This is a genomic window from Streptomyces sp. NPDC030862 (assembly GCF_055571835.1).
On the sequence record NZ_JBVIEN010000008.1, the window covers coordinates 297,503 to 309,634 of the forward strand.

The following is a 12,132-nucleotide window of genomic DNA, read 5'->3' on the forward strand; positions in this document are numbered from 1 at the left end:
CCCATGACCCCGATACCGCTCGTCCTGGCGGGCGCCCGAGGCCACGGCCGGTGGCACCTGGCCAACATCCGGCGCCTCCAGCGCGCCGGTCTCGTACGCCTCGCCGGCGTCTGCGAGCCGCGCCCCCTCGACACCGCCGAGCTCGACGCCCTCGGCTCCCCGCCCCCACTCCACTCCGCCGACCTCGGCGCCCTGCTGGAGGCGACGGGTGCCGCCGACGGCGGCATCGCCGTCCTCTGCACCCCCATCGACACCCACACCGACCTCGCCCTCACCGCCGCCGCGCACGGGACGCACCTCCTGCTGGAGAAGCCGCCCGCGCCCTCCTTCGCGGAGTTCCGGCGGATGGCCGACGGCGTACGGGCCGCCGGCACCGCCTGCCAGATCGGCTTCCAGTCGCTCGGCTCGCACGCCCTGCCCGCCATCGCCACGCTCGTCGCCGAGGGAGCCGTCGGCGACGTCACCGGCATCGGCGCCGCCGGGGCCTGGGCGCGCGACGAGGCGTACTTCCGCCGCTCCCCGTGGGCCGGCAGGCGGCGCCTCGACGACGGCACCGACGTCGTCGACGGCGTCCTCACCAACCCGCTCGCCCACGCCGCCGCCACCGCCCTCGCCCTGGACGGCAGCCCGCACGCCGAGGACGTCGCCGCCATCGAGCTGGAGCTCGCCCGCGCCCACGCCATCGAGGCCGACGACACCTCCTGCGTACGGCTCACCACGCGCCGCGGCACCCGCGTCACGGTCGCCGTCACGCTCTGCGCCGAGGAGCCCGGCGAGCCGTACGTCGTCGTCCACGGCACCCGCGGCCGCATCACCCTCTGGTACAAGCAGGACCGCGTGCTGCTGCAGCGCGCCGGACACGGACCGGCCGAGAGCCTCCACGGCCGCACCGACCTCCTGGAGAACCTCGTCGGCCATCTGACCGCGGGCGAGGAACTGCTGGTCCCGCCGCACCGCACCGGCGCCTTCATGCGGCTCGTCGAAGCCGTGCGCACCGCCCCCGAACCGCGCCGCCTCCCCGAGGGGACCTGGTACGCGGACGGGAACCGCCGCGTGGTGAAAGGCATCGACGCGCTCGTCCACGCGAGCGCCGACACCCTCTCCCTCTTCTCCGAACTGGAGAACTCCCCATGACCCTCCTCGTCCTGCGCTGCGCGGGCCGGCCCGTCGGCCGCTACCGCTACCGGCCGTCCACCCTCGCCCCGGACCTCGCGCCCCGCCCGTACCTCCACCCCGTCACCACCCTCAAGGGCACCCCCGTCACCGAGGAGCTCCCCGACGACCACCGCCACCACCTGGGCGTCTGCGTCGCCGTGCCCGACGTCGACGGCCGCAACTTCTGGGGCGGGCGCACCTACGTACGCGACCGGGGGCCGACGGACCTCGACAACCACGGCGAACAGCGCCACGAGGACTGGAAGCTGTGCGACCCCGACGGCTTCGTGGAGGACCTGGTCTGGCGCGCCGACGGCCGGGAGCTGCTGCGCGAGCGCCGTACGGTCGCCGCCACCGAACTGACCGCCACCGCGTGGGCACTGGACTTCACCTACTCGCTCACCAACCCCGGCCCCGGCGGCCTCTCCATCGGATCACCCGCCACCAACGGCCGCCCCGGCGCCGGTTACGGCGGCTTCTTCTGGCGCGCCCCCAAGGGCCCCGCCGCGCCGGGCGTCTTCACCGCCGACGCGGAGGGCGAGCGGGCGGTGCACGGGCGCACCGCCGACTGGCTCGCCCTGGCGGGCCCCGACTGGACGCTCGTCTTCGCCGGAGCCACCGACGCGACCCGCCGCGACCCCTGGTTCGTCCGCACCGAGGAGTACCCGGGCGTCGGCTCCGCGCTCGCCTGGGACACCCGGCTGCCCCTGCCGGCCGGCGCCACCGCCGTACGCCGCGTGGTGACCGTCGTCGCCGACGGCCGGCTGGAGGCGGGCGAGGCCGCCGCCCTCGTACGGAAGGCCCTGTCGTGACACCACCGGTAGGGACGGCGGACCTCGGCGACGGCACCTACCGCAACCCGGTCCTGCACGCCGACTGGTCCGACCCCGACGTCATCGCCGTCGGCGAGGACTTCTACCTCACCGCCTCCAGCTTCGGCCGCGCCCCCGGCCTGCCGCTGCTGCACTCCCGCGACCTCGTCAACTGGTCGCTCGTCGGGCACGCCCTGGACCGGCTGGAGCCGGCCGCCGACTTCGCCGCGCCGCGCCACGACCGGGGCGTCTGGGCGCCGTCCCTGCGCCACGCCGACGGGCGCTTCTGGATCTTCTGGGGGGACCCGGACCACGGGATCCACCAGGTGAACGCCGAACACATCCGGGGCCCGTGGAGCGAGCCGTACCTCCTCAAGGCGGGCAAGGGCCTCATCGACGCCTGCCCCCTGTGGGACGAGGAGACCGGCGAGGCGTACCTCGTCCACGCCTGGGCCAAGTCCCGCTCCGGCGTGAAGAACCGGCTCACCGGCCACCGCATGAGCCGCGACGGCCGCACCCTTCTCGACGACGGCGCGGTCATCGTCGACGGCGACCGGATCCCCGGCTGGTTCACGCTTGAGGGGCCCAAGCTGTACCGGCACGACGGCTGGTTCTGGATCCTCGCCCCGGCCGGGGGAGTGGAGACCGGCTGGCAGGGCGCCTTCCGCGCGCGGGACTTTTCCGGCCCGTACGAGGAGCGGGTGGTGCTCGCCCAGGGCGCCACCGATGTCAACGGCCCCCACCAGGGCGGCTGGGTGCGCACGGCGGCGGGCGAGGACTGGTTCCTGCACTTCCAGGCGCGCGGCGCGTACGGCAGGGTCGTCCACCTCCAGCCGATGGCGTGGGACGCGGACGACGGCTGGCCGGTGATCGGCGACGCGGGGGAGCCCGTACGCGTCCACCGCAAGCCCGCCGGCCCGCCCCAGCCCGTCGGGGCCCCGGCGACCGACGACGCCTTCCCCGGCGGGCGGTTCGGGCGCCAGTGGCAGTGGACCGCGAACCCCCAGCCCGGCTGGACGCCCGTCCACGGCGGCGACGGGCTGCGCCTCGCCTGCGTTCGGACCGCCGACGCCCACGACCTGCGCCTCCTGCCGAACGTCCTCACGCAGCGGCTGCCCGCCGAGACCTTCACCGCCGAGGTGGGCCTGACCCTGGAGGCCGCCGCACCGGGGGCCCGCGCCGGGCTCGCCGTCCTGGGCGACGCCTTCTCGTGGATCGGGCTGGAGCGGGGAGCGGACGGGGCGGTGTCCCTGGTGCACCGGTTCGCCGAGCCGGTCGCGGAGCGGGAGCGGGACGCGGCGCACCCGGTCCGCCTCCGGGCCCAGGCACCCGACGGCGGCGTGCGGTTGCGGGTCGCGGTCTCGTCCGGCGCCCGCTGCCGGTTCGCGTACGACACCGGCACCGGGGAGGGGTGGCGGCCGTCCGGGCCGGTCTTCGCCGCCACGCCCTGGCGCTGGGTCGGGGCGCTGCTCGGGCTGTTCGCGGTGGCGCCGCCCGAGGGGCCGCCCGGCGGCGCCGGGACGGCCACCTTCACCGACTTCCGCGTCAACTGACCCGTCCGCACCCCTCTTTGGAGCCGCCATGCCGTACCCATGCAGCAAGCGCTTGCCCGGCAGGGCCCTGGCCGCGGTCACCGCCCTCGCCGCCGTCCTCGGCCTGGGCGCGGTGGCCCCGGCCTCCGGGGCCGCGCCCGCACCCGTACCGCAGCACGTGAATCCGCACGTGGCCGACGAGCCGCACGGCTTCGCCTCCCTCGCCGGCGGCACCACCGGCGGCAAGGGCGGCAAGGTCGTCACCGTACGCACCCAGGCCGACCTGGCGACGTACGCGGCCGCCGCCGAGCCCTACATCATCCGCGTGGCGGGCGCGATCGACGTCGAGCCCTTCGGCTCGTCGATCACCGTCGCCTCCGACAAGACCATCGTCGGCGTCGGCACGAGCGGCGAGATCGTCCACGGCGAGCTGCAGCTGAAGCCCGGCACGCACAACGTCATCATCCGCAACCTCACCATCCGCGACGCGTACGTCGAGGGCGACTGGGACGGCAAGACCAGCGACTTCGACGCCATCCAGATGGACGCGGTCCACCACGTCTGGATCGACCACAACCGCTTCACGCACATGGGCGACGGGCTGCTGGACGTCCGCAAGGACAGCCGGTACGTCACCGTCTCGTACAACCGCTTCGACACCCACAACAAGGCGTTCGGGATCGGCTGGACCGAGAACCTCACCACCGAGATCACCATCGACCACAACTGGTTCAGCGGCACCAAGCAGCGCAACCCGTCCGCCGACAACTGCGCCTACGCCCACCTCTACAACAACTACCTCTCGTCCCAGGTCGCGGACGGCGACCCCGTCTGGTCGTACGGCAACTACGCCCGCGGCCGCACCCGGATGGTCATCGAGAACAGCTACTACGAGGACGTCCAGCACCCCTACCAGGCCGACGCCACGGCCGAACTGGTCGAGCGCGGCTCGATCCTGCGGGGCACGACCGGCCGCCACGACGAGTGGGGCACCGCCTTCGACCCGCGCGCCTTCTACGCGTACCGGCTCGACCCGGCCGCCGCCGTGCCCGCCCTGGTGAAGCGTTTCTCCGGCCCGCAGAGGACGATCGGCGTCGACACCGTGCTCGACGTGCCCGCCGCTTACCCCACCGTCCAGTCGGCCGTGGACGCCGTCCCGGCCGGCAACGACGGGCTCGTGACGGTGCGGATCGCACCGGGGACGTACCGCGAGAAGGTCCGTATCCCGGCCGACCGGCCGCGGATCGCCCTGGCCGGCACGGGCCGGAACCGGGCCGACACCGTGATCGTGTACGACACGCCGAACGCGTACGGCGGGTCCAGCGCCAGCGCCACCGTCCTGATCGCCGCCTCCGACGTCTCCGCCCGCAACCTCACCTTCGTCAACGACTTCGACGAGGCGGCGCACGAGCTCAACGCCGAACAGGCGCTGGCGATGAAGACCACCGGCGACCGGATCGTCTTCGAGAACACCGCCTTCAAGGGCAACCAGGACACCCTGATGACCGACAGCCCCCGCCTGGACGCCATCAGCCGGGTCTACCTCCGCGACGCGTACATCGAGGGCGACGTCGACTTCGTCTACGGACGGGCGACGACCGTCATCGAGGGGTCGCTGATCCGGGCGCTGAGCCGCGGCTCCACCACGAACAACGGGTACGTCACCGCCGCCAGCACCTGGAAGGACAACCCGTACGGCTTCCTCATCGCCCGCTCCCGCATCGTCAGCGACGCCCCGGCCGGCTCCTTCCACCTCGGCCGGCCCTGGCACCCGGGCGGTAACCCGGACGCGGTCGGCCAGGTGCTGATCCGGGAGACGGAGCTGCCCGCCGCGATCAAGGCGGCGCCGTGGACCGACATGGGCGGCTTCTCGTGGAAGGACGCCCGCTTCAGCGAGTACCGCACGTACGGCCCGGGCGCCGCCGTCACCGCCGACCGTCCCCAGATGTCCGACACCGACGCGGCCCGGCACGAGGTCGCCGACTACCTCGCGGGCCGGGACGGCTGGGCCCCGCACCGCGCCCCTCGACTTCCGTGACCCCCGCACGCACTCCCGCACCCCCGCACGCACCGAGAGAGAAGAGCCGCACATGACCCACCACCACCCGCACCCCGGCACCAGACGGACCGCCGTGGCCGTGTCCCTGACCGCGGTGCTCGCCCTCACCGCCACCGCCTGCGGTGACGACGGCACCGGCGGCAGAGGCGCCGAGGGCTCCGGCACGGGCACGATCACCTTCTGGGACAACAACGGCGGCGTCCGCACCGCCGTCTGGCAGGAGATCATCAAGGACTTCGAGGCGAAGCACCCCGACATCAAGGTGAAGTACGTCCCCGTCCCCAGCGAGGACGTGCAGTCCAAGTACGACACCGCCATCGCGGGCGGCGGCCTGCCGGACGTCGGCGGCGTCGGCGCCGCCTACCTCGCCAACATGGTCGCCCAGGACGCCCTGGACCCGGTCGGCGACCGGATCAAGGACTCCAGCCTCGACGGCAAGCTGGTCGAGACGATGGTCGACTCCGTCACGTCGGCCGGCGGGCGCGGCGACGAGATGTACGCCGTGCCGACCTCCGCCAGCAACGGCACGCTCTACTACCGCACCGACCTGTTCAAGGCGGCGGGCCTCCAGCCGCCGACGACCTGGGACCGGTTCTACGCGGCGGCCCGGAAGCTCACCGACGCCGGGAACAACAAGTTCGGCTACACAATCCGGGGCGGGGCCGGCTCCATCGCGCAGGCGCTGGACGCCATGTACGGACAGTCGGGCATCACCTCCTTCTGGGAGGGCGACAAGACCACCGTCAACGACCCGAAGAACGTGGCGGCGCTGGAGAAGTACGTCGGGCTGTACAAGAAGACGACGCCCGCGGCGGACGTCAACAACGACTTCAAGAAGATGGTCGCGCAGTTCGACACCGGCACCATCGGCATGCTCAGCCACAACCTCGGCTCCTACACCGACCATGTGAAGGCGCTCGGCAAGGACAAGTTCGCCGGCATCCCCAACCCGGTCGGACCGGACGGCAAGCGCGTCCAGGTCTCCAACCCGGTGGACGGCCTCGGCCTCTTCAAGACCGGCAAGAACAAGGCCGCGGCGTGGAAGTTCATCGAGTTCGCCGTCTCGCACGAGTCCAACAGCAAGTGGAACGCCTCCGCCGGCGCCATCCCGGCAAACAAGGACGCCCAGGCCGATCCGTGGCTGCGGGACGCCGAGGCGACGAAGCTGGGCGCGCAGGCGCTCACCGACGGCTCCACCACGATCGTCGAGCTGCCGTACTTCCTCCCCGACTGGAACAAGATCAGCAAGGCCGACAACGAGCCGAACTTCCAGAAGGTGCTGCTGGGCCGGCTGACCGCGAAGCAGTTCCTCGACACGCTCGCGGAGCAGCTGAACACGGCCCGTGCGGAGTGGAACGAGCAGCAGAACAAGGGCTGAGCCCCCGCCCCCGACGAGAGTGAGCACGTACCCGTGTCCCTGAGCCGCAGACAGACCGTGCGGACCGCGGCGGCGCTCGCCGCCGCCCTGCCGCTGGTGCCCGCCGCCGCGGGGGAGGCCCTGGGCCGCCCCCGCCCCCGGCCGCGCACCCTCCACATCGCCGGAGACTCCACCGCCGCGCCGAAGTACGCCGACGCCGCGCCCGAGACGGGGTGGGGGATGGCGCTCCCCTTCTTCCTCGCGCCGGGCCTCGCCGTCGCCAACCACGCCGTCAACGGCCGCAGTTCCAAGAGCTTCATCGACGAGGGCCGCCTCGATGCCGTCCTGGAGGTGCTGCGCCCCGGCGACGACCTGCTCGTCCAGTTCGGCCACAACGACCAGAAGTCGGCCGACCCCACCCGGTACACCGAGCCGTGGACCACCTACCAGGACCATCTGCGCCGGTACGTGACCGGGGCCAGGGCGCGCGGGGCCCGGCCGGTGCTGCTGACCTCCGTCGAGCGGCGGAGGTTCGACGCCTTGGGCGGTCCCGTGCCGACGCACGGTGCGTATCCGGCGGCCGTGCGGGCGCTGGCGGCCGAGGAGGGCGTCGCCCTCGTCGACGTACAGGAGTCGAGTCTCGCCGAGTGGCGCAGGCTCGGCCCCGAGCCCTCCAAGGAGTACTTCCTGTGGCTCGCGCCGGGCGAGTCGCCGAACTTCCCGGACGGCGAGCAGGACAACACCCACTTCCGGCCGCGCGGCGCCATCGAGGTGGCCCGGCTGGTGGCGAGGGGCCTGCGGGCGGCCGGAGTGCTGGAACCGCGGCACGTACGGCGGCTGGAGGACCCCGTACCCGCCGAGTGGATCACCTGGCCGGAGCCCGAGTCCGAGTCCCTGACCTCCCCACAGACCTGACACGACAGGAGCCGCCATGCGCCCCCACAGATCCGCGCCGGCGTTCGCCGGATGCACCGCCCTGGTGCTCGCCCTGACCGGTACGGCTACGGCGCACGCCGCCACCGCGCCCGCCCCTCGCGACCTCGCCCGGCAGACCCTCCCGGCCGGTGACGGCTGGGCCTCCGAGGGCCCGGGCACCAAGGGCGGGGCCGCCGCAGCCCCCGAGCACGTGTACACCGTCACCACCTGGTCCCGGTTCAAGGCCGCGCTCGCCGCCGACACCGGCGGCGCGCCCAGGATCATCCGGGTGGTGGGCACCCTGGACGCCACCGAGGGCGGCTGCGCCTCCTTCGAGGCCGACGGGTACGACTTCGACCGGTACCTCGCCGCGTACGACCCGGCGGTGTGGGGCCGTGACACCCCCGTCAGCGGGCCCCAGGAGGACCTGCGCGCCGCCTCCGCCGAGAAGCAGGCGGCCTCCGTCAAGGCCGCCGTCCCCGCCCGCACCACCATCGTGGGCGTCGGCGACGACGCCGGCATCACGGGCGGCAGCCTGCAGATCCGGCACGTCGACGACGTCATCGTCCGCAACCTGACGCTGGAGAGCCCGCTCGACTGCTTCCCGCAGTGGGACCCCACGGACGGCGCGACGGGTGCCTGGAACTCCGCGTACGACGCGATGGTGGTGTACGGCTCCACCCATGTGTGGATCGACCACAACACCTTCACCGACGGCCGGTACCCCGACAGCTCCCTGCCCCACTACTACGGCGAGCTGTACCAGCGGCACGACGGCGAACTGGACGTCGTGCGGGGCGCCGACCACGTCACCGCCTCCTGGAACGTGTTCGCCGACCACGACAAGACGCTGATGATCGGCAACAGCGACAGCGCGGCCGCCACGGACGCGGGGAAGCTCAAGGTGACGCTCCACCACAACCTCTTCAGCGGTGTCGTCGAGCGCGCCCCGCGCGTCCGCTTCGGCCAGGTCGACGCGTACAACAACCACCACGTGGTGAGGAAGGGGCAGCCCTACGCGTACGCCTTCGGCATCGGCCACGCGTCGCGGCTCCACGCAGAGAAGAACTCCTTCAGCCTGCCGGCGGGCGTCAGCGCCGGGCGGATCCTGAAGAAGTGGAAGGAGGCCCCGGTGACGGCCGTCGGCAACCACGTCAACGGCCGGCCGGTCGACCTCATCGCCGTCCACAACGCGGAGATGCCGGGCGAGGTCCTCACGCCGGGGGCGGGCTGGACCCCGGCCCTGCGCACGCGGGTCGACGACCCGCGTGCCCTGCCGGGACTCGTCACCGCGCGCGCGGGGGCGGGCAGGCTCCGCTGACCGGGCCTCGTTCTCCGGGCGACCGCCGTGCGGGGCGGGACGCCCGGAGAAGGAGGCCGCCCTCAGGCGTCGACGGGTTCGTGGAGCGGCCCCTTCGACGCGTCGGTGCGCGTGGACCGGTTCCGCCGCCGGGTGATCCCGGCCACCGCACCGAGGATCAGGAGGGTGCCCACGACGTGCTGCCAGGTGATGCGTTCGTCCGCCAGCCACGCCCCCAGGAGCAGGGCGATGACCGGGGTCGCGAAGGCGTACGCGGACGTCCGCGTGGGACCCCAGGCCCGCAGCAGGTAGGTGTACGCGGTGAAGCCCAGCACCGACCCCACGAGGACGAGATAGCCCCAGCTCAGCCAGGTCGACGAGGCTTCCGGCAGCGGATGCTCCAGGATCCGCCGGCCCTCCAGGAGGAACGCGAAGGGCAGGAGCAGCAGGCCGCCCACCAGGTTCTCGAACGCGGACATGAGCGCCGAGGGGTAGCGGGACAGCACGTCCCCTCCGTACACGCCCGCCCAGTCGTACACGAGCGTGCCCACGACGATCGCCAGGGCGGCGAGGGCCTTGCGCGGCGACCAGTCGCTGCTGGTCTGCCCGTAGAGCAGCAGCACCACGCCGCAGAGGCCGATGCCGAGCGAGGCCCACTGCGTCCGGCCGATCACCTCACGGGTCATCAGCGCCGCGAAGAAGAACAGCCCGATCGGGACGAACCCCTGGACGATGACTCCGGCGGTCCCCGACTCGACGTACTGCTCGCCCCAGAAGATCAGCCCGAAGCACACGCTGATGGCCCCGAAGGACATCACCACCAGGGGCCTGATGTCGGAGCGGGCGATGGGTTTCCAGCCGCCGAGCCACCGCGCGAGCAACAGCAGGATCAGCCCCGCCACGACGAAGCGCGTGGCGGCGAACCACAGCGGGGGCATCGCGGTGACCCCGACCCGGATCGCGATCCAGGTGCTTCCCCAGGCGATGCAGAGGGTGGTGAAAACCAGCCACACGAAGGCGGTGGACCTCCCCCCTCCCCCCGGCTCAGGCATCGGGGGAGCGCTTCCGCATCGCCAGCACGGTGGTGCTGCCGAACGCCGCGGTACGGCTGCTCAGGTCGGCCGCGAGCTCGAAGCCGTGCGCGCGGATCTCGTCGATCAGCTCGTTCGTCGGGCTCTCCTTGTACGGCACCAGGGGCAGCATCAGCTCGGTGGTGCTGCCGTCCTCCAGGCGGATGCGCCGCGGGATGACCCGTCCGGGGACCACCGGGCCCACCGACTCGTAGTCCGGCACGGAGAAGAACCCGTCGAGCCATCGTTCCCGGCAGTGGGCCACCAGGAACAGGCCGCCGGGGGCGAGGAGTTCGTGCACCCGCTTCAGGTGCGCGGAGCGGAGGTCGCTGTCCGGGATCATGTGCAGGCAGCCCATGTTGATCGCCAGGTCGAACCGCGGCCGGGGCAGGTCCGCCAGGACGCAGATGTCCCGTTCGAGGAACGTCGCCTCCACGCCCTGGGCGGCGGCCCGCTCCCGTGCCTTGGTGAGCGCGGGGCGGGCGACGTCGACGCCCACCACGTCGAAGCCCCGCCCCGCCAGGTAGTTCGCGTCGCGGCCCTCGCCGCACCCCAGGTCGATGACGGAACAGGGTTCCACGCCCAGCGTCTCCAGGGCGTGCACCAGCGCCTCGTTGGGCTCGGGGGGCTCCCAGAGCGGCGCGCCGGCCTCGTAGACCCGGGCGTACCGGTCGGAGTAGCCGTAGTAGTAGTCGGGCAGCGCGGGGACCTCCGCCAGGCGCGGAAGCGACTCGGGCTGCTCCTTCAGGGCGCCGGGTACGTTCGAGACCTCCACGACCACGGCGGTGTCCGTACTGGCACTCGGCCGGATCCCGGCCGCCGTGCCGGGGACCAGCCGGCGGACCTGCCCTTCGCCCACGACCTCCCCCGTGGGCCCGTCCGGGGCGTGGCCGGCGAGCGCGACGAGCTCCACCCGGCCGGAGACGACGACGAGGAACGCCTCGTCGGAGACGGTGAAGCACACCGGCCCGTCGATACATCGCCGGGCGGCCGTCCTGCCGTCCGGCAGACATCGGGCCTCTTCCAGCGCCGCGAAGGAGTCGAGGTCGACGGAGCCCGTGGTCAGGGTGGAGCGCAGCTCGTTCCAGGAGGTATCGGGAGCGAGGACGCTCCGCAGCGATATCGCGTGGTGCACCGGGGGCGTCGCGGTCACGACAGGGCCTCTTCTCGGACGGTACGGGTACGGCTGAGCTTGATCTCCCGCACGAGCTGACGCTGCTCGTCGGGCCACCACGCCCCGCAGTCGTCGCTCACGACGCAGGCGGCGCAGCGCTCGAGGTCGTAAACGCGCATGCCGGTGATGGGCGGTGCGTACAGGTGGAGCGTCACCGTCAGGTCGTCCGTCGGGTTCTCCATGCTGTGGATCAGGCCGCGGGGGGCGAAGTACCGGGAGCCGCACTGCTCGTCGCGGGTGAGGAAGGAGACCGGGATGTCGTCCTGGTCGAGGGTGTACAGGGTGTGCCGGACGGTTCCCGCCATGACGTTGATCCACCCGAAGGAGTGCCCGTGGTCGTGCGGCGCGCAGGGGCGGTGCGACGCCCAGTTCATGGCGAGGATCTCGATGTCCCCGGTGGCGTACAGCTTCTTGCGCCCGTAGGGGTAGACGCCCGGGTCGCCCGCGTAGGGCAGGATCTCGTCCAGTGAGGCGTCGATGCTCTCCCACGCTTCCCGGAGCTCGTGCGGGCCGGGCCGCCGCAAGGAATCGAATGTGCTTGATATGCGCTCGATCAACTGCATGAGGGGTCAACCTTTCGCGCGCAGCGCTTAGTTGGGGTTCAAGCGGGAAAAGGCCATCAGTTGTCCGGATGGACAGTCAAGGCTCTTTTCGGAAGCGCTCGCCACGAAAGAATGTGCGGGATCCGGTACGGACCTGCGGTCCTTCGGGACTTGTCATGCGCATTGACAGAAAGCCTGCCCGCTGGTTCATTGCTT

10 protein-coding genes are annotated in these 12,132 nt (G+C 72.5%); 7 read left to right on the forward strand and 3 right to left on the reverse strand.

Annotated elements, in window-relative coordinates; all coding sequences use genetic code 11:
- Positions 1-3: 3 nt before the first annotated feature.
- From ACZ42X_RS22945 to ACZ42X_RS22975, 7 genes are read left to right on the forward strand one after another with little or no spacing between them, the layout of a single operon-like run.
- Entirely contained in the window at positions 4-1,134 is a 1,131-nt protein-coding gene (locus tag ACZ42X_RS22945; RefSeq protein WP_468293065.1) for a Gfo/Idh/MocA family protein, read from the forward strand.
- Entirely contained in the window at positions 1,131-1,967 is an 837-nt protein-coding gene (locus ACZ42X_RS22950; RefSeq protein WP_468293067.1) for a DUF6807 domain-containing protein, read from the forward strand. Before ACZ42X_RS22945 ends, ACZ42X_RS22950 begins: the two co-directional genes overlap by 4 nt.
- A complete protein-coding gene (locus ACZ42X_RS22955) occupies positions 1,964-3,520 on the forward strand; it encodes a glycoside hydrolase family 43 protein (protein ID WP_468293070.1) in 1,557 nt (518 codons plus the stop codon). The genes ACZ42X_RS22950 and ACZ42X_RS22955 overlap by 4 nt, the downstream gene beginning before the upstream one ends.
- A 28-nt stretch (positions 3,521-3,548) precedes the next feature.
- A complete protein-coding gene (locus tag ACZ42X_RS22960) occupies positions 3,549-5,537 on the forward strand; it encodes a pectinesterase family protein (protein ID WP_468293073.1) in 1,989 nt (662 codons plus the stop codon).
- A 52-nt stretch (positions 5,538-5,589) separates the two neighbouring features.
- Positions 5,590-6,936 (forward strand): ABC transporter substrate-binding protein, encoded by a 1,347-nt coding sequence (locus tag ACZ42X_RS22965; protein ID WP_468293076.1) that lies wholly within the window; start codon positions 5,590-5,592, stop codon positions 6,934-6,936.
- Positions 6,937-6,969: 33 nt separating this feature from the next.
- Positions 6,970-7,830: a rhamnogalacturonan acetylesterase gene (locus ACZ42X_RS22970; RefSeq protein ID WP_468293079.1), complete on the forward strand. Its 861-nt coding sequence runs from the start codon at positions 6,970-6,972 to the stop codon at positions 7,828-7,830.
- Positions 7,831-7,846: 16 nt separating this feature from the next.
- Positions 7,847-9,151 (forward strand): pectate lyase family protein, encoded by a 1,305-nt coding sequence (locus ACZ42X_RS22975; RefSeq protein WP_468293081.1) that lies wholly within the window; start codon positions 7,847-7,849, stop codon positions 9,149-9,151.
- Positions 9,152-9,213: 62 nt separating this feature from the next.
- On the opposite strand, the gene ACZ42X_RS22980 is transcribed toward ACZ42X_RS22975, so the two are convergent.
- From ACZ42X_RS22980 to ACZ42X_RS22990, 3 genes are read right to left on the reverse strand one after another with little or no spacing between them, the layout of a single operon-like run.
- Entirely contained in the window at positions 9,214-10,143 is a 930-nt protein-coding gene (locus tag ACZ42X_RS22980) for a DMT family transporter (RefSeq protein ID WP_468293084.1), read from the reverse strand.
- A 31-nt stretch (positions 10,144-10,174) separates the two neighbouring features.
- Positions 10,175-11,353, reverse strand: a complete 1,179-nt coding sequence (locus ACZ42X_RS22985; protein ID WP_468293087.1) for a class I SAM-dependent methyltransferase — start codon at positions 11,351-11,353, stop codon at positions 10,175-10,177.
- Complete coding sequence (locus tag ACZ42X_RS22990; RefSeq protein WP_468293090.1) at positions 11,350-11,898, reverse strand: cysteine dioxygenase; 549 nt, start codon at positions 11,896-11,898, stop codon at positions 11,350-11,352. The genes ACZ42X_RS22985 and ACZ42X_RS22990 overlap by 4 nt, the downstream gene beginning before the upstream one ends.
- Positions 11,899-12,132 lie beyond the last annotated feature (234 nt).